General features: G+C 67.9%; 15 protein-coding genes. 12 read left to right on the top strand and 3 right to left on the bottom strand.

Features of this window, described 5'->3' with window-relative positions; translation table 11 throughout:
• The first annotated feature begins 281 nt into the window (after window positions 1-281).
• The 9 genes from IO33_RS0112435 to IO33_RS0112395 all read left to right on the top strand — a co-directional run bounded on the left by IO33_RS0112435 (window position 282) and on the right by IO33_RS0112395 (window position 9,395).
• Window positions 282-632 carry a hypothetical protein gene (locus IO33_RS0112435; protein WP_031163730.1) on the top strand — a complete coding sequence of 117 codons (351 nt, stop codon included), beginning with the start codon at window positions 282-284 and terminating at the stop codon, window positions 630-632.
• Between the two features lie 229 nt (window positions 633-861).
• On the top strand, window positions 862-2,043 hold the full coding sequence (locus IO33_RS0112430; RefSeq protein WP_051926631.1) for a radical SAM protein: 1,182 nt from the start codon (window positions 862-864) through the stop codon (window positions 2,041-2,043).
• A 26-nt stretch (window positions 2,044-2,069) separates the two neighbouring features.
• Window positions 2,070-2,900: a radical SAM protein gene (locus IO33_RS0112425; protein WP_051926628.1), complete on the top strand. Its 831-nt coding sequence runs from the start codon at window positions 2,070-2,072 to the stop codon at window positions 2,898-2,900.
• A gap of 13 nt (window positions 2,901-2,913) precedes the next feature.
• Window positions 2,914-3,717 (top strand): aldo/keto reductase, encoded by an 804-nt coding sequence (locus IO33_RS0112420; RefSeq protein ID WP_157857844.1) that lies wholly within the window; start codon window positions 2,914-2,916, stop codon window positions 3,715-3,717.
• Window positions 3,718-3,724: 7 nt separating this feature from the next.
• Window positions 3,725-4,387, top strand: coding sequence for a phytanoyl-CoA dioxygenase family protein (locus IO33_RS45900; RefSeq protein WP_157857843.1), 663 nt, complete (start codon window positions 3,725-3,727; stop codon window positions 4,385-4,387).
• Window positions 4,388-4,404: 17 nt separating this feature from the next.
• Window positions 4,405-5,070, top strand: a complete 666-nt coding sequence (locus IO33_RS45895) for a phytanoyl-CoA dioxygenase family protein (protein WP_051926626.1) — start codon at window positions 4,405-4,407, stop codon at window positions 5,068-5,070.
• Window positions 5,071-5,126: 56 nt separating this feature from the next.
• The gene (locus IO33_RS0112405) at window positions 5,127-6,263 is read left to right on the top strand and encodes an amino acid--tRNA ligase-related protein (RefSeq protein ID WP_031163718.1); all 1,137 of its coding nucleotides are present in this window, start codon (window positions 5,127-5,129) and stop codon (window positions 6,261-6,263) included.
• Window positions 6,260-7,426, top strand: coding sequence for a cytochrome P450 (locus IO33_RS0112400; protein ID WP_051926625.1), 1,167 nt, complete (start codon window positions 6,260-6,262; stop codon window positions 7,424-7,426). The genes IO33_RS0112405 and IO33_RS0112400 overlap by 4 nt, the downstream gene beginning before the upstream one ends.
• Window positions 7,419-9,395, top strand: a complete 1,977-nt coding sequence (locus IO33_RS0112395; protein ID WP_157857841.1) for a S9 family peptidase — start codon at window positions 7,419-7,421, stop codon at window positions 9,393-9,395. The genes IO33_RS0112400 and IO33_RS0112395 overlap by 8 nt, the downstream gene beginning before the upstream one ends.
• A gap of 27 nt (window positions 9,396-9,422) precedes the next feature.
• On the opposite strand, the gene IO33_RS0112390 is transcribed toward IO33_RS0112395, so the two are convergent.
• Both IO33_RS0112390 and IO33_RS0112385 read right to left on the bottom strand, forming a co-directional pair.
• Window positions 9,423-10,187: an AfsR/SARP family transcriptional regulator gene (locus tag IO33_RS0112390; RefSeq protein WP_031163711.1), complete on the bottom strand. Its 765-nt coding sequence runs from the start codon at window positions 10,185-10,187 to the stop codon at window positions 9,423-9,425.
• A gap of 630 nt (window positions 10,188-10,817) precedes the next feature.
• Window positions 10,818-13,145 (bottom strand): lantibiotic dehydratase, encoded by a 2,328-nt coding sequence (locus tag IO33_RS0112385; RefSeq protein ID WP_031163709.1) that lies wholly within the window; start codon window positions 13,143-13,145, stop codon window positions 10,818-10,820.
• On the opposite strand from IO33_RS0112385, the gene IO33_RS0112375 reads away from it, so the two are divergent.
• A complete protein-coding gene (locus IO33_RS0112375) occupies window positions 13,144-14,334 on the top strand; it encodes a serine hydrolase (RefSeq protein WP_078963536.1) in 1,191 nt (396 codons plus the stop codon). The two genes, IO33_RS0112385 and IO33_RS0112375, sit on opposite strands and share 2 nt — an antisense overlap.
• Window positions 14,335-14,384: 50 nt before the next feature.
• Here the strand turns inward: IO33_RS0112375 and IO33_RS50375 are convergent, their stop codons facing one another.
• Window positions 14,385-14,720, bottom strand: coding sequence for a hypothetical protein (locus IO33_RS50375; RefSeq protein ID WP_157857839.1), 336 nt, complete (start codon window positions 14,718-14,720; stop codon window positions 14,385-14,387).
• A 146-nt stretch (window positions 14,721-14,866) separates the two neighbouring features.
• Here IO33_RS50375 and IO33_RS0112365 point away from each other — a divergent pair, with 146 nt between their 5' ends.
• Both IO33_RS0112365 and IO33_RS0112360 read left to right on the top strand, forming a co-directional pair.
• Entirely contained in the window at window positions 14,867-15,856 is a 990-nt protein-coding gene (locus tag IO33_RS0112365) for a helix-turn-helix domain-containing protein (RefSeq protein WP_031163702.1), read from the top strand.
• A gap of 169 nt (window positions 15,857-16,025) precedes the next feature.
• Entirely contained in the window at window positions 16,026-16,832 is an 807-nt protein-coding gene (locus IO33_RS0112360) for an SDR family NAD(P)-dependent oxidoreductase (RefSeq protein WP_051926624.1), read from the top strand.
• Window positions 16,833-16,834: the final 2 nt, after the last annotated feature.

Raw genomic sequence — 16,834 nt, 5'->3', positions numbered from 1 at the left:
CCCGCCCTTGAAGAGGGCAGGAGAGCGGCCTGCGACCGAATCCTCACGCTTTTGCGTGGGAAGCGGTTGCAGGCCCTTTTTTATGAGGAAAGGCGCTGGTCACGACGCCGGTCACCGGCGCACATATTCGAAATATACCGGCCATAGACCGTGATTGTGGCTCGACGTGTGAGGCTGGCCTTCAGTGGTCACAACGTGCACGCAACAACACCGCGCAGCGATCGTAAAACCGCTCCGAGGTAGCACGGACCAAATCCTGCCCTTTCTTAGGAGGCGTTTGGATGCCCAAGCCGCGCGAAAAGAAGGACAACCACCTGCTCTACGCTGATGCGGTCGCGTCACGTGGTAAGTCGGGCGTTTGGTTCGGCGAGCGTGAAGACTTCAAGACCAAGCAGACCAGCGTGATGGACGCCGTCAAGGAACGCGTCGAGTGGGTCCCGGTCGAGAACGCCGTCATGGCGATCAGCCTTGACCCGCCCGGCATCGTGCTGATGGCGCCCAACCCGTCGCTGCCCGGCATCATCGTCCTGGCCGACGGTGCCACGTCCGAGAACACCGAGCATCTCAAGAAGCACTACACCGAGATCGTTCAGGACGTCCTGAAGGCCGCGGACATCGCGGAAGAAGAGTAGTTCCACCCCTCCTGTTGCGGTGTCCTTGGCAATTCGCGATGACACCGCAACAGGCTCCTCTGCTATGCGGTTCGTTCTGGCGCATGGCTGGTTCCGCGTGTTTTAGGAGGTCGCCATGAAGAGCGATGCCGATCGACTCTGGAACAAATATCTGCTTCTTGGGCAGGGGGCTGAGGGTATCGTTTTCGACCCTGTCTCCCTGGAGAGTGCCAGTCTCACGGCCGATGAAATGAAGCGGCTCAACGGCAACGAGCCCGAGATTCTGGCCGAGATGAAGAAGCTCGGTTTCTCTCCGGATCCCCCCTCGGCACCTCAGCGCGATCGCGTCCTCGACCGGGTCCGCGGACTGGGCATGACGGGTACGCCGGAGCGCATCAGTGGCTACCGCATCGTGGTGACCGATCGCTGCAACATGACCTGCACGTACTGCTTCGTCGACACCAACACGGGTGCCGATGACATCACCATCCCTGACCTGCGCGAAGGGCTCGAGTACCTCTTCGAGCAGAACGCCGGCCAGGACGAAGTCACCATCCAGTGGTTCGGCGGAGAGCCGACCACCCGGTTCGATCTGATGAAGTACGGCGACGAGTACAGCCTCGAACTCGCCGAGAAGCACGGTGTCGGGCGTGTGCAGTTCACCGTGGTCACCAACGGGGTCCTGGTCAAGGACCACATGATCGAGCACTTCAAGGAGTTCAAGTACGGAGTCGGCGTCTCCTTCGACGGCCGGCCGGACGACAACAAGATCGAGCGCTTCCTGCTCTCGGGGAAGCCGGCCGACGAACGGATCCACCGGAACATCCAGCGGCTGCGCGACGCGGGCGTGCACGTGGGCTGCAACCTCACCCCCACGCCGGCCAACGTGAGCGATCTGCCGAACACGGTCGAGTACGTGCTCTCGCTCGGTATCAACTTCATCTACGTGAACACGCCGATACCGATCTCCGGCCGCTGGCACGTCGACGGCGAGGCGCTGTGCCGCGCGGTCTTCCGTTCGCGCCTGCTCGCGCTGTCCCACGGCGCCATGCTGTTCTCCTCGCTCGACCGCATCTACCAGGCATTGGACACGCGCCTGCCGAAGATGTACGAGCACATCCAGCAGGACGGCGGCCTCAACGCCGCGCTGCTGTCCCGAGGGCGGATCTCGATCCTCGACCTCAACTGGCGTGACGACTCGTTCGTCTTCCCGATCAGTCAACTCCGCGAGAACCCGCAGCTGTTGGGGCAGGCGGCCAAGAACCTGCTGCCGGCACCGCAGTGCGGCGACTGCCCCGCCGCCGCCGTCTGCGGCGGCCCGTCCCGCAACGATGTCTCGCTGCGCAACAACCCCGAGCCGGACCCCCAGATGTGCGACTTCTTCCAGGTGGGCCTGGAGCTCGCCCTCACCGACCACACGGGGTTGCAGTGAGCGACGGGTTGGGTGCACTCAGCGGAGTGCTGGTCTCGACAGCCGACAACTGCGCGGTGAACTGCCGGTTCTGCTTCCGGGCCGACGTCGGACGCGATGTCCTGAGCCTCGACACCTACTCCCGGGCTCTGTCGCGTCTGCGTGAAATCGGCATCGACGAGCTGTGCCTCTCGGGCGGTGAGCCGACCGATCACCCCGACTTCGGCCGACTCGTCCGGGTGGCGCTGCAGTTCGGCTTCCGCGCCTCGGTGGTGACGGCCGCCAGGACCGGGCCGCGGCTCGACGCGCTGGCCGAGGTCGCCGGCATGCTGAGCCATGTCACCGTGTCCGCCGACAGCCAGAAGGCGGAGGAGATGGGCCGTACGGGCCGGACCATCGCCTCGACGCCTCCGGTCTTCGAGGCGTTGGGGCACCACCGGGCCAGCCTGCACGTCACCGCCTACGCCCTGGACGGCGACGACCTCGACGTGATCTCCGCCGTGGTCAAGACGGCCGAGGTCCCGGTCGAGGTCAGCCCCCTCCTGCCGTCGCCGACGTTCCGGTTCGAGAACCCGGACCTCGCGCGCGACCTGGAGCTGATATCCACGTCCTTCGGCATGTCGGACCAGCTGCGCACGGTGGTGGCGGACTACCACGCATGGCTGCACGGCAGCGTCGTGCGGTCCTGTGAGTCCGAGCGGCTGTATCTGTCCGCCGACGGGTTCCTGCGCCGCTGCCCGTACGACAGTTCCCGGCAGGTGTCGGTCTTCGCGGGGCGGCAGGAGATCCGCGACGCGCTTGAGCAATCGTTCTGTGAACCGCCGACCACAGGCCTCGCCTGTATGGCGATCTGCCGTTCGGACACGCACGAGGGGTGAGGCGCACATGGGTATGACGGAGGATCAGCCGGCGATTGTGGTGGGCACGATGCGCTGCTCGGGATCGTTCAACGGCCTGATGGTTCTGGGCCGCGACCCGGACGACGCACGGGCGTTCATCGAGCGAGCGCTCGCGCAGGGCTTCGCCACCTTCGACACGTCTCCCATCTATGCGCGCGGCGGGTCGGAGGAGGACCTCGGCGCCCACCTTCCCCGCGAGGCGGCCGTGTGGACCAAGGTCGGTGTCGACATCACCACCCCGCTCCCCACGCTCGACTACAGCCTGGACGGGCTGGCCAAGTCCTTGCAGGGCAGCCTCGGGCGGTTGAGGCGCGATCGTGTCGATGTCGCCTTCGTGCACAATCCGGAGCCGACGAGAGTCTCGGACATCGACTTCGCCGGGTTCGCCAGGCACTGTTCGCAGACGGGCCAGGCGGATCTCATCGGCGTCAGTGTGCTGCTGCCGGAGGTGAGCCTGCCTCAGATCGCCGGCAAGCTGCCGGCCGGCAGTCTGGTCATGTGCGAGGCGGACCAGCTGGATCCCGGGGACACGCGCACGCTGAAGCTGCTCGCGGACTACCGCCTCGTCGTGCGCAGCCTCTTCTCGGGCGGCTCCCGGCTGCACGACGTGTCGCCGGACCGGCGAGAGGAGTCGATCGCCGCCAGGATCGCCGAGATACGTGAGACCTACGCCCCCGAGGCCGTGGTCATCGGGCCCCGGACCGGTGAGCAGCTGGACGACTATCGGGCGGGGCCCGCCTGGACGGCGGTCGCCGGGAAGCGGGCTTCGGCCGAGGAGACCCATGTCGGCGCGTGAGGACGAGGTGGCCCAGCAGCTCAGGGTGTTCGGCTTCGCGCGTGTCCCGCAGGCGGCTTCCGCCGTGATCGACGACCTGGGGCGCGCGTTCGACCGGGTGATGGACCTGCCGGCCGGGGACGCCCCGGCCGAGCGGGTGACCAAGTTCGATGCTCTCACCGAGATGCCCGAACTGGGGCTCGTCGCCGAATCGGAGTGGGTGGGCGCCGTCTGCGGGGCGCTCTTCGAGCGCAAGTTCCAGGTCATAGCCAGCGATGCCAATCTGCTGGTCGGCGATTCGTACTGGCACTCCGACGGGTTCTACGACACGCCGTTCCTGCGCTTCGTTCTGTACCTCGAAGCCACCACGCACGACACCGGAGCACTGCGCTTCCTACCGGGATCACACCGCACCGACAACGGCTGGCTGGGAGATCCGACCCGGCACGTCATCAGGCACAGGGAGGACCTCGGTCTGGAGGGCGGTGGCGTGCCGGGCGTGGTGGTCGAGTCCCGTCCCGGTGACGTCATCGTCTTCGACACGAACGTCCTGCACTCGGCATGGCACGGAAGCATGCGACGGCAGTTGGCGTTCAACTGCGTCGGTGAACCGGTGACCGAGACCGAGCAACGCGACACGAGTCGCTATTTCCTCAACCGCTACGTTTCCGGGTCGGTGCCAATCGGATGAAACTTGCTCCCTTGTCGGTGACCGAAGCCGATGTCACCCACTTCAGGACGTTCGGGTTCCTGCACCTGCGTGGGGTGCAGAAGGATATGGCGCCGGCGATCGCCGATGCCTTCGAAGGCGTCTTCGAGAGATTTCCCTTGGTCGGCCGACAGGGGCGCGCAGGGGTGGCCCGTATCGCCGAGCGCCACGAAGTGCTGCAGGAGGCACTGCTGGCCGACGGCCGATGCCCGCAGGTCGCCCGTCAGCTGCTGGGTACGAACGTGGCCTACGTCGGCGGTGACGGGGTGCGCTACGACGGCGCCACCTACTGGCACCGCGACGGCAACCACCGCAACCTCCGGCTGCTCAAGATCGTGCAGTACCTGGAACCGCTCGGTCCCGACAGCGGGGCCCTCCGGATCATCCCGGGCACGCATCGTCGTGGCGGGAGCTGGGACACCTTTGCCGAGGAGATGGCGAATCCGGACCAGCACTTCGGTATGAAGCCGACCGAGGTGCCGGCCTTCGTCATCGAATCCTCGCCGGGCGATCTCATCGCGTTCGATCCGCATTCCTATCACGCGTCGTTCGGGGGTGCCGACAACCGGCGGCAGATCACCACCACATACGCCGCTGTCCCGGAGTCGACGGCAGCCCGGCAGGAACTGAGTGACTACCTCCTTGCCGACCGGTCCGTGCTGTAGCAGGCCGACGCCTGGGCCACCGCTTTCTCGAACGAATGGATGGAAAGGGACGGTTTGTGACAAAGGACGTACCGGCGGAGACCGGAATACTGGCACCCCACCGACAGCTGATCAGCGAGTTGCGGTGGGAGGCGCACAAGTGGCTGCGTGAGCAGAACTTCGCGGAGATCGTGCTGCCGTCCGTCTGGACCCGGTCCGAAGAATACGGTGTCGAAGAGTTCACCCTCGCCCACAGCAGGAAAGGCCCTGAGCTCGACCTCAGGCTCCTCCAGTCCCCCGAGTTCCCGTTGTTCAACGCGATGGCCAGGGGGCTGGGGCCGAGCTACACGTTCGGCCGCTGTTACCGCTACGAACAGGATGCTTCGTTCTCCGACGGAAACTACCTGATGGAGTTCGAGCAGCTGGTCTTCGCGCAGAGCGGCACGACGGTCGAAGAGATGGCGGCTCTGACGGACCAGTTGGTGATCCGTCTGGCGAAGGTCGCCGGAATCCGGGTTGACCCACGGGAGTTCTTCCACCTCGGCCCCGCAGGGCTGGTGCCCGAGCACAGCACCAACGGCCTGGCCGTCGAGTCCCTCGTGTTCCTCACCTTCTCCGAGGAGAGCACGCCCTCGGGCCGCGAGCAGCTGCTCAAGAGGCTCGGCGAGGCCGGCGCCCGCGTCTACGCGCTGGACGGATCCGCGGACATGTCCGGCACCGGCTCACCCGCTGCCCGGGAACGGTTCCTGATCGAGACGGACGCCGACCACCGCGCCGCGATCGAGGAGATCGCCGGGGAAGCCGCCGGTCCGGGTCTCAACGCGACGTGGAACATCTATCCGCCGTTCCGCTGGCGGCCCGGCGAGGTCACCGATTCGACCTACGACGTGCGGTCCATCACCTCACGCCGGGAGAAGGCCGCCGACGGCGGCGAGTGCATCGCGGACGCGGAGCTGTACCTGGGCGGCCTGGAGGTCATCCACATCCGCGGGTACGCGGACCACGCTCAGTTCCTGGAGAACCTCCAGCACGCGGGCCTGCCGAACCTGCGCGAGCGCTACGACTACCTCCTGCCCGCGTTGGAGGCGGCGCCGTCGGGGATGGTGGCCAGCTTCCTCGGATGGGAGCGGCTCGTCGCCGTGCTCCTCGGCCTGCCGTCCGCGTCCGGCGTGCCGTACTTCCCGCGTGCGGGGAACGGAGCTCCGCGCTGGTGACACAGGTTCAACCGTCCCGGCAGACCGCGCCGCTGGAGTGGTTCGACGAACTGCGGGAGTCCCGTGGCGTGGTCTGGGACGAGAGTACGAGCACGTGGTACGTGACGCGCTATGACGACGTGTACGAGCTGCTCCGGGACCCACGGCTCGGGGCGCAGGTCGAGACCTACTGCCCGCCCGGTCTGACGGAGGCGCAGCGCAGGACGTACTGGCGGGTGACGGAGTTCGTGGACCTCTGGCCGGTGTTCTCCGACCCGCCGCGGCACACCGGTATGCGGCGCCTGCTCCTTCCGCTGTTCACCCCCGCCGTCGTACAGCAGGTGGTCACCGCGATGGCCGAGTCGATCGCGGCGACGAGCCCCGGCGTGCCGGCCGGCCGCCTGTTCGGCGCGGTGGTCAGGCCGGCCCTGGCCGCCGGTCTGTGCCGCCTGCTCGACGAGCCCGCCGACGCCCTGGCGGAGCTCGCCGACTGCGCCACCCGGATCCTCGCCCTCGGCCCGATCGAGTCGTACGACCCTCAGGTCGGGCTCCGTGCGGAGAAGGCCCTGGACGAGCTGACCGCCCTCGTCGCGCGACGCTGTGAGGCGCCGCGCGGAACTCTCGCCACGGCGTTGAGCCGCGCGCTGTCCGAGGGCACCTTGAACCTCCTGGACGCCACCGCGGTGTACGCCCAGCTCGTGAGCGGCGCGCTGGAGCCGGCCGCCGCGGCCGTCGCGCGCCTGCTGGAGGCGGTGACGGGGTCGGAGTGGGCCACGGCCGACCTCAAGGCGGAGGTCGACGAAGCAGCCGACGAGGCGCTGAGACTGGCCACCCCCTTCCATCTGGCCACGCGGCGCGCACTGACCGATGTGCCCCTCCACGGGCACACCGTGGCGGCCGGATCGCGTGTCGTTCTCGTCCTGGCGGCCGCCAACCGCGACCCGCGAAGGTTCGCGGACCCGCTGACGTTCCGCACCGACAGGATCGGGGCCCGGCACGTCGCGTTCGGCCGCGGACGGCATGCCTGTCTGGGGGCCGCGCTCACGCGGAACGTCATGCGGGAGATGGCTCTCGAACTCGCCGCGAGAGGAGTGCTGGAGGGCCTGCCGCCTCTCAGCGCTGTGTGGAACGTGGACTTCGGCGGGCGCTTCGTCCACGACATGGTGGTCGAGCAGAGTGCGTGAAGCCGCGGAGAAGGCGCAGGAGCTCGGGATGCAGGTGCGGGAAGCGACGTACGGGACATGGTCTTCGCCGGTCTCCGAAGAGCATGCGGCGCACAGCGTCTTCCGGCTGGGCGACATCCAGGTCGACGGAGAAGACGTCTGGTGGACGGAGGCGCGGCCGGAGGAGGGCGGACGGACCGCGCTGGTACGGCGCCGTCCGGACGGCACCGTCGGCGACGTCGGCCCCACGACGCTGAGCGTGCGCAGCAGCGTGTACGAGTACGGTGGCGGCGGCTTCCTCGTGGAGGACGGCACCGCCTATGTCGTCAGCGCCGGCGACCATCGGCTGTGGCGCCTCGAACGGGACGGCGGGAGGACTCCGCTCACGCCCGGGGACCCCGGCGTGCGGTACGCCGACTTCTCTCTCGACCGCGCGCGCGATCGCCTGGTGTGTCTGGCCGAGGTGCACGGTGACGGCGGGGAACACCCCGACCACCGCCTGGTGGCCGTGTCCCTGGAAGCGACGGCGGACCCGGAAGTCCTGGTCGGCGACCGGGAGTTCCTCTGCTCGCCGCGGGTCAGCCCGGACGGGGGACAACTCTGCTGGATCCAGTGGTCGGCGCCGAGGATGCCGTGGGACGGCACGGAACTGTGGCTCGCCGAGCTGGACGAGGGCGGACGGCCCGTGGGCGCGCGGAAGGTGGCCGGCGGTCCGGCCGAGTCGGTCATCCAGCCGCAATGGGGGCCGGACGGACTGCTGTACTTCGTCTCCGACCGGTCCGGCTTCTGGAACATCCATCGGCTCCGGTCCGGATCGGTCGAGCCCGTCACCTCGCTGGAGGTGGACTTCGGCCGGCCGCAGTGGGTCCTGCATCTGGTCAACTACGCGTTTCTGGACGCGACCACCATCGCCGCGGCCGGGTCCGACCAAGGGCGTTGGCGTGTCTACGTGGTGGACACACCGACGGCGACGGCGCGGGAACTGCCTCTCCCCTACACCGAGGCGGGCTTTGTGGTGCGGTCCCGGAGTGGCCGGATCGTGCTCGACGCCGCCTCGCCGTTCGCGTCACGGTCCGTGGTGGAGGTCGACCCGGCGACCGGTGCGTTCCAGGTGCTCGGCCGGGCGCAGGCGGCGGCGTCCGTCCCGCGGGAGTTCCTCTCGGAGCCCGAGCAGGTCGCCTTCGAGGGCAGTGAGGGAAGAACTACGTTCGGGTTCTTCTACCGGCCGCGAAACCCCGGATTCCGCGCGCCCGACGGAACCCTGCCCCCGTTGCTGGTCCGTGTGCACGGCGGCCCCACGGCGGCATCGAGCCCCATGCTCGACTACGCCGTCCAGTACTGGACGACGCGGGGCATAGCCGTCCTCGACGTCAACTACGGCGGCAGCTCCGGGTACGGCCGCGCGTACCGCGAGCGGCTGGCCGGGCGGTGGGGGGAGACGGACGCGCTGGACTGCATCGCGGGCGCCGAGCACCTCGTGGCGCGTGGCGAGGTGGACGCGAACAGCCTGATCATCCAGGGCGAGAGCGCCGGCGGCTTCACCGTGCTCAACGCCCTGGCCTTCCACGACACGTTCCACGTCGGTATCTGCCACTACGGCATCGCCGACCTCGTCGCTTTCGACCAGGGGACGCACAAGTTCGAGTCGCACTACTGCGAGCGCCTGGTGGGCCCCTATCCGCAGGCCAAGGAGGTCTACCGAGAGCGATCGCCGCTGTACTCGGCGAACCTGCTCAGGAGCCCCCTGATCATGTTCCAGGGACTGAACGACCCCGTGGTGCCCGCCGGCCAGTCCCGTGCCATGTACGAGGCGGTGCGTGAGAACGGTGTGCCGTGCGCCTTCCTTGCCTTCGAGGGAGAGGAGCACGGATTCCGGGTGGCCGAGAACATCCATCGGTGCATACGTGCCGAGCTGTATTTCGTGGGCCGTGTTCTCGGGTTCACCGATGCCGTGCCGGATGCCGCGGTCGAGATCGAGAACATGGCCTGAGGCGGGCCGGAGCGGTTCCGGGTTCCCTCAACCGTGCAGTACGCGGGCCCTTTCCGGGGAGGAGAGCCGCCACACGCTGTGCTCCACCGAGACCTCTCTGGCTTCGTCGGCCAGAATCGCCTGGTAGAGCAGTTGCAGGTGCCGGCCCGGCTGGATACCGAGATCCTCGACCATCAGGTGGTAGGCGTTGAGATAGGTGGCCAGGGCCTCGTCCCGCTGACCAGAGCGCCACAGGGCCGTCATGAGGTACCCGCGGAGTCTCTCCTGGTGGGGATACAAGGCCACCAGGCGGACCAGATCAGGGATCACCTCGGCGTTGCGGCCGAGGTGGAGCTGCGACGCGAAGAGGTCCGACAGCAGGGAGATCCTCAGATGTTCCAGCCGGGCCGTCTCGGCCTGCATCGCCACGGTGGTGGCCAGGCCGCTCAACGCCTCTCCGCGCCACAGCTGCCCGGCCTCGTGGAACAGCACACTGGCCTGCTGGACGGCGCCTGTTCTCAGGTACTCCTGACCTCGGTCCCACAGACGCCTGCAGCAGTCCAGATCCAGCTGACCCGGGGTGACGGACAGGACGTACCCGTCACCCACGGTCATCAGGGTGATGCCGTCACCCCCCTCCACCAGCTTGCGAATGCGGCTGACGTAGAGCTGCACGTTCTTCCGGGCGCTGGCCGGAGGCGCGTCGCCCCACATGGCATCGATCAGCCTGCGCACGGGCACATGCCGGTTCGCATGGAGGCAGAGGTAGGCGAGGAGTGCCTGCTGCTTCGTTCCGCCCAGCGGCACGCTCACGCCACGTCTCACAATTTCGAACGGTCCGAGAATTCGCAATTCCGTGCCTGCTGACATACTTCAGCGCTCCTTCCTGGCCCCGCACACGAGATACGGAAACACAGTGGCGAAGTCATCAGATGGAAAGCGTCGGCCAGTCATGGTGGCCTCGCCGGACCGAAGTCAGGGACCCCAGGTCACATCGCCCGGAAGTGCAGCGGCGGAAAAGCCTGTAGCGGAATCAGCGCGGTGCTCGTCCGTCTGCCCCGGCCCGACGATGAACAGGCCGCTGAGTATGAGGGCGGGAAGAAAGATATGGGTAAGGCGAGTCAATGCATCCCCCTGTGCTTGAGCAGAGGCCGGGGCGACCGTCGGGTCATCTGGTCAACCGCCCGCCGTTACTGATCATGGCTACTATGTCCTCACTGACCTCCAGGGGGAAAGGTCGACGCGGTGGACGTTTTCGCTCCTGGCCTGATCCGTCCAGAGCGGCGGGCCGGCATCGCCGGGGCATCTCCACATGCTGCTGACACCGATCGAGCACGTCAAAGTACCATTCCGGCCATATGCCACTGGCCTTGACCGGCCGTCGGCGGACCGGTGCAGGAGGCCGCCCCGGCAGGCGAACCGCCGTCCCGGGCAGTGGAGTTGCTACACGGCATCCCGTGCCGCACGGGACGAGGTGACGGCCGCGGAACCCTGCTCGTGCGCAGGCTCCGTCAGCGGACGGACGGAAGGATCCACGGCCAGAAAGCGGAGTTCCGACGTATAGCCGACTCCGGATCGATCGTGCAGCCATGTGTCGTGCATCTCGGGAAGCATCTCCGTCACCCTGACCGTCCCATCAGGACCATCGGCCGCCTTCCGTACGGCTTTCGCGAAGAGATTCACCAGGGAAATACTGCTGAAATCCAGGAAGAGCGGCTTGTCTTCGTGGGCGGTGCGATAGAAAACGCGCTCCGGGACCCCCGCACCGTCCCGCCACGCACGTGCCGCGAGGAACCGGTCCGCTTCTCGCTCTTCGGTCACCCAGATGAGTTGTGCGGCGGAGTACGACCAGGACTCGCGTGCGACGACCAGATGGTCGATGGTGATGCGGGGGCGATGCGTGCCGGCGGGGAACGGGCTGAAGCTGTTCACCGTCACACCGGAAAGGAGTTCACCGAAGACCTCGATGAGCGGAGCCTCGAAATCGCCCGACCGGCAGCGCACGACAAGCCGGCCCTGCTCCCGGTGCACGTCGAGATCCGCCAGCGTCAGCAGGCGCCCCGGCGCGTCGGTACTCGGCGATCGCAGCGTCCAGTAGGTGTAGTCGGGGGCGAGCAACGCCGACGGGGGCGCCAGCCGTGAGGTGACGGTCGCCCAGTCCTTCGGCGGCACGAGGTAGATCCGCCGGGCGCCGTGGTCTCGGCTGTCGGCTTCCCGCAGCCGGTCCGGGAAGGGGTGCTGCTCGACGCAGACGCGGCTTTCCAGGGTGTTGCACGCGGTGTGCAGCTCTCCCAGGACCGCGAGGTAGTCGCCGGCGCGTATCGCCTCGGGGCCGGGGGCGGCGAGCATGACATCGGGGGAGTGATGGATCGCGGCGGCCCAGGCCGGAGCCGCTGCCGGGAACTCCGCGGAGCAGCGGTCGCGGAGCTCATCGCTGGTGAACGCCCGGGGAGCGGAGGGTTCCGGGTCTCCGAGCACGCGCTGCCACCGGGACTGGAACTCCGCCACCGCCGTCCTGACGGGAGAGGGCAGCCGCTGCGCCGAGTAGAACAGGTGGGGGGTGGCCGCGGCGAGCAGCCGCGCCAGCGGCATGGGACGACCCTCGTTGCGGGAGGTCCATCGATCGTGGAGCCCCGTGAAGAGCTCGGTGTACTCGTCGGCGATCCGGTTCGCCAGCCACCGAGCGCTGTCGAGCACGAGAGCCAGAGGCGCCGCGAGCGCGTCGAGCACGGGCCTGCCGAGCTCGACCTGTACCGCCCGGACGGTGTCCTCGTACACGAGGGTGCGTCCGGCGTAGTTCTGGCCGTGCCGGCGGACGGCGGCTTCCCCGGTCGCGGCCACGAACACGTCGTCGAGGTGGGCCAGGGCCTTGGACAGCCGCGCCGCGTCACCGGCGGCCGCCGCGACCTCGTCCCGTGCGTCGCACAGGTCGTCGAGGACGCTCAGCGCGTCCTCCCGATGCGCGCGATCGCCGATGCGCTCCAGCTTGGCGCGGAGTGTCCTTTCCGGCCGTGCCTCGACCCCGCCTTCCCAGCCGAGGGAAAGGACCCCCTTCGCCTCCAGGGCCGCCAGGGCGTCGAGGACCTCCGCCTCGGTCCCGAGGTGGGGACACCCCGCCACCTGGGGGAGACGAGCCAGCTCCCGCACCGGACGACAGCCGTCGCAGAGCCCCAGCAACAGGGCCTCGGAGTCGGTGAGACGCAAGGGGTCCTTGCCGGGGCGGAGCACGACGGAGCCGGTCAGCCGGTGCGCGGTGTCGATGCGGGGGATGAGCCACGGCCGGAGCTCCTCGCGCCGGCTCAGAGACAGCGCGACGGCGTCCACGGCCCAGGATTCGAAGTAGACCGTCCTGCGCGCCAGTCGATCCGGCCCGTGCGTCACGGTCACGGCCTGGGCGTCGGCGGTGCAGGCGGCCCAGCCCACCGGTCCGAAGAAGCCGATGGTGTCGTTCTTCATCGTGTATCGCTGAAGATAACTGGCGATGGTGCGCTCGTGGTTGCGTCCGCGGGCGTTTCTGGGTTCCCCGGCGGCGGCCTTGTCCAGGCATTCGGCGAGGAGCCTCCGGTTCTGCCAGGCCACCGCTTCGCGGAAAAGCGGTTCGCCGGCAATGGCCCGGATGTTCGCGGAGAGACGTCCGGTCGCTTCGAGAAACACCTGATCGTACGCGTGCCTGCTCGCCGTGCCCGCGAGGAGTTCATCCGCCGTCGCGGCCAATTCCGGGTCGCTCAGCCGCAGTACCTGCGGAACCGGAAACCCCGCGCTGCGCAGCATGACGTCTCGCCACAGAGACCATCCGGACTTTCCCAGCGGGACAATGTGTTGCATTGACGAACCCCTCTGCGGTTGGCACTATCGTTTCCCATCACGAGCCGGCGAAGGGCGAGGTGCCAAGTTGCGTGCCGTCGAAGGAAGTTTGAAAAGAGTTGCGGATGTTATATCGAAAGACGCACAGCTCGGCATCCAGTTGTATGTCTCCCTGGACGGCGAGGTGCTTGCCGACGAGGCGTTCGGGCATGTCCGGCCGGGTATTCCTCTGCATCAGCGAGATGCTCTGCCATGGATTTGCTGCACAAAAATGATGGGCTCCCTCGCGATGGCGCAGCAGCTCCAGGAGCACGGACTGACGCCGCATCATCCGGTGGCCGACATCGTTCCCGAGTACGCGGTGGGCGGAAAGCGGGAGGCGACACTGGCCCAGTTGATGTCCCATGCGCTTCCCTTCGAGCCCGAGAGTGCGAATCGGCCGTACTCCGGACTGGACGACGAGGAGGCGCTGGCGCAGTCCTGTGCGGTCGAGATGGCGGCGCCGCCGGGAACGGGCGGCTGGTACAGCGCGATGGGGTCCTGGGTCGTCGTGGCCGAGGTGGTCCGCCGGCTGTCCGGCCGCACGTACGCGGAATACGTAGCCGACCATGTCCTCAAGCCGCTCGGCATGAGGCACACCGTGTTCGGTCCGGCCCCCGTTCCCCGTTCACCCGCTCTCTTCGAACGGGTCGAAGAAGGCCACGTACCGAGCGAGAACGTCTTCCCGGGGGTGCTGACGCCCCGCCTGCCGGGGACCGGCGCCTGGGGGCCGGCGTCCGACCTGGCACGGCTGGTCGAGTGGCTGACCGCGCCACAGGCCGGTGAGGCCCTCGGACTGTCGCCCGGGACGGTCCGGGCTCTGACGGACACCTACCGGACCGGCCTGCCCGACCGGAACTTCGGAGACATCGACCTCGACTGGGGATTCGGTGTGTGCACCGACCCTGCCTGGTTCGGTGTGCCGAGGGGGAGCAAGGTGGTGGGGCACACCGCCTACGGCTGCGGAATGGTCGTGGCCGACCTGGAGGAACGCCTGGTCGTGTCCTTCCTGTCCAGCAGCGTGGTCCCACCCGACAGCGGGGAGAGCCGTCTGGAGAACCGGATCGTGCGGGAACTCTGCCGAGAGGTTCGTGGCCGGGTGGCCGCCGGCCGGTAGACAGCGGCGCGGCTTCCACCGGCAGAGTGGGGGCCGTCCGCGGGTGCCTGTCATTCATCCGGCCGACGCCTTGGGCTCGGCATTCGAAGAATGCGCTCGTAGTAGCTCCACGGTGCGGTCGCGTTGCATGACGCGATGCGAAACCTGTGAAGTTCGGCGTTTTCATCCAGAACACGTTGACACAGGGATGCCGCCACACCCTCCGCTTCTTCGAGGGACTGAGCCAGGATAAAGAAGCCGAGAACCGTCCCCGGATCACCGCCCGTATGCATGACCACATGTTCAAGTTGATCATCAGGCGTCGCGCTTCGGGTCAGGAGGTCGACGGTGCCTGCGGGGATTTCGGTGTGCTCGTCCGATTCCAGCCGGGCATGGACAAGGTACATGCTGCAATCGTCTTACTTGGCAAACGCGTTGCCTAGAGTAGCCTCGTGGACGGAATCGGTCATGACACAAACCGTCCAACGGGGGTGGCTTCGTGCCGCAGTACTATCAGGCAATCCGTGGTCCAGTCCGGCGGCGAAGGGTTGCGATGCTGAACATCCTTGGTCTGGATGCGCTGAGTGAAGAGATATACCGGACGATGCTGGCGCACCCCGACAGAGGAATCGACGGGCTCACCGAACTCGTGGGCGTCAGTGAGGTGCGTGTACGCCAGGCCCTTGAGCGCCTCAGTGAGTTGTCCCTTATTTCTACTTCGGCGGGTGTGGAGGGCTTCCGTGTCCTGAACCCGGAGACGGCGGTGGACCGTCTCCTGGCCCGGCAGGAGTCCGAACTCGCCACGGCCCGCATGAGGCTGGAGGCGACGAAGGCCGCGGCCACCGAGCTCCTGGCCGCGTACTCGACTCTCCGCCCGCCCCTCGACGACCGGGACTTCGAGCGGTTGGTCGGCCCCGAGGAGATACGGCACCGCCTCGCGGCCTTCGGCACCTCCGCGGAGGAGGAGGTCATGACCTTCGCGCCGGGTGGGGGACACCCGGAAGAGGATCTCGCGGCCAGCCGCCGGCCCAACACGACCCTGCTGGAGCGCGGCATCCGCATGCGCACCGTCTACCTGAACAGCCTGCGCAACCATCAGCCGACCCTGCACCACGTGCGGTGGCTCAGCGAACGGGGGGCGGAGGTGCGGACGGCGGCCAGCCTGCCCGTCCGCATGGTCGTCGTCGACCAGCGCCAGGCCGTGCTCCCGTTGCAGCGGGACGACGCGAGGGCCGGTGCGGTGCTGATCCGCAGCGAGGCGACGGTGGCGGCGCTCTGCGCGCTCTTCGAGTCCATCTGGGACGAGGCGCGGCCGTTCGGCAGTGAGCCCGTCCTCGACGACCACGGACTGTCCGGACAAGAGGCCGAAGTGATAAGGCTGTTGGCCGAGGGGCTCACGGACCAGGCCATCGCGACGCGGCTGGGAGTGTCCCACCGCACGGCCCGCCGGATCGCGGCGGACCTCATGGAGCGACTCAATGCGCGTAGCCGCTTCGAGGCGGGAGTACGCGCGGTCCAGCAGGGCTGGATCGCCGCCCAGTAGGCAGCCGCTGAACCCGCCACGGCCGGCTGCCGCGAGCAGGCGTAGCGGTCGTGTCCGTTGACCGTGTCCGGAGCCCCATCCCTTCCGGGCTCGTACTTTTTTCGCACTGGAGAGGCTGGTTGGTGGAGTGCACTGCTTCGCGGAGGGGTTGTACAACTCACGCACAGTGATGATCACCGGAGGAGCGACCGGCATCGGGTTCGCCATGGCCCGCGCCTTCGGGTTGTACGGCGCCCAGGTCGTCATCGTGTCGCGGAAGGAAGAGCGGCTCGCCGCCGCGGAGAGGCGGCTGCTGGGGCTCGGCGTCGAAGCGGAGACGATGGTCTGCGACGTGCGCGACGAAGCACAGGTGAAGCGGGCGGTCGAGCAGGTGGTCGACCGCTTTGCCGCGGTGGACGTGCTGGTGAACAACGCGGCGGCGAACTTCTGGTCCCCGGCGGAGAGCATGTCGGCGCGCTCCTTCAGGACCGTGGTGGAAGTCGATCTGTACGGGACGTTCCACTGTGCTCGTGCCGTGGTGCCCCATATGATCGACCAGGGCGGCGGGTGCATCCTGAACGTCACGACGACGGAACCGCACCGGGGATTTCCGGGTTTCGCGCACGCGGCAGCGGCCAAGTCGGGCGTCCTGGGGCTGACCACCACGTGGGCTCGTGAATGGGGCCACTACGGGATCAGGGTGAACTCCCTCGGTCCCGGGCCGACTCCCACCGAGGCCGGACTGAACGGAATGACAGTCGGGCGCCCCGACCATCCGCCGTCCTTCGAGATCCAGATGCGCCGCACCCCGTTGGGGCGGCTGGCCACACCGGACGACACCGCCTCCGCGGCGCTGTTCCTGTGCTCGGAAGCGGCCTCCTTCATCACGGGCGTGAATCTCTCCGTGGACGGCGGGATCTCCCTTCCCGTGCCCAGCGGGGACCTGCAGTCGGACCCCTTCATCGCCTCTCCCCGGACTCCCCAAGGAGATGACTGACC

The sequence above is a fragment of the Streptomyces durhamensis genome (assembly GCF_000725475.1).
In the GTDB taxonomy this organism is placed as follows: domain Bacteria; phylum Actinomycetota; class Actinomycetes; order Streptomycetales; family Streptomycetaceae; genus Streptomyces; species Streptomyces filipinensis.
Note: the sequence above shows the minus strand (reverse complement) of the source record. Positions and strands in the feature narration are given on the sequence as shown.